Here is an 879-nt window from a genome sequence, read left to right on the forward strand (position 1 = left end):
GCCGTGTCGTCACGGCGGCCTGGTCGGCGAGAGTCATCGTCACTGCGCTGTTCGTCCTGTCTCGCCCTGCTTGGTATCAGAAGGACTCGTTCGTCCCTTGTGTCACAGCAGTCTGACAGAGAGGGGGATGCTGCCGATCAGGACAGCGGGGATCGGGATTATGCGATGCGGGCGGTGCTGGTCTACGCCGCGGCCGGGTTCGCCATCGCGGGGACGGTCAGCCAGTTGCTCGACACCTATGGCCTGCCGCGCCTGGGACTGTTCGGATGGGCCGGCCAGCAGTGCGGGCAGATGATGGAGTTCCTTCAGGAGGTGCTCGGCCCCGAAACGCTGAGCCGGGATGCGCCTTTCGACGGGGGCTCCTCTGCAGCGCCAGCAGGGGCCTGGCCGGGGCCTGGCCGGGGCCGCACCCGCGCCAAACAGGAGTTGGTCGCCGAGGGTGCGGCTGGCCTGCTCACCTCCGACCCCCTCATCAGCGCTGGCTCCGACGCCATTAATAGCGTGTCTCATGTGGGGAGTTTGGCGAGTTTCTTGTAGCAGGTGATGGCTGCTGCGAGGGTGAGGAAGGCGTTGAACAGGTGGCCGTGGCGTTCGTAGCGGACGGTCAGGCGCCGGTAGCCGAACAGCCAGGACAGGGTCCGTTCGATCTTCCAGCGGTGGCGGCCCAGACGCTCGCTGGACTCCACGCCGGCCCGGGCGATGCGCGGCACGATTCCGCGCCGGCGCAGTCAGGCCAGGTGCTCGGCGGAGTTGTAGGCCTAATGAGCAGGTAGGGCCCGGCCCCGTGGTCGGCGGTGGAGACCTGGTGAGTAGGCGGCGCTGGTAGCGCTGCGACAAGAGCGGTCGGTCCGTTCCGGCCATGACGGGGTCGGGCCTTTG

1 protein-coding gene and 1 pseudogene are annotated in these 879 nt (G+C 67.9%); one reads left to right on the forward strand and one right to left on the reverse strand.

Annotated features, from left to right (window positions below):
• Window positions 1-165: 165 nt before the first annotated feature.
• Window positions 166-537, forward strand: a complete 372-nt coding sequence (locus E1266_RS37485) for a hypothetical protein (protein WP_132055354.1) — start codon at window positions 166-168, stop codon at window positions 535-537.
• Here E1266_RS37485 and E1266_RS39785 read toward each other — a convergent pair.
• Window positions 507-725: pseudogene (locus tag E1266_RS39785) on the reverse strand (transposase); the annotation flags it as partial. The gene E1266_RS37485 and the pseudogene E1266_RS39785 overlap by 31 nt on opposite strands.
• Between the last annotated feature and the right edge of the window lie 154 nt (window positions 726-879).

Origin of the sequence: Actinomadura sp. 7K534 (assembly GCF_004348575.1) — a bacterium.
GTDB classification, from domain to species: Bacteria; Actinomycetota; Actinomycetes; order Streptosporangiales; family Streptosporangiaceae; genus Spirillospora; species Spirillospora livida.

Coding starts and splice junctions, on each gene's coding strand:
- E1266_RS37485 (WP_132055354.1), top strand. CDS start 166: ATGCGGGCGGTGCTGGTCTACGCCGCGGCCGGGTTCGCCATCGCGGGG.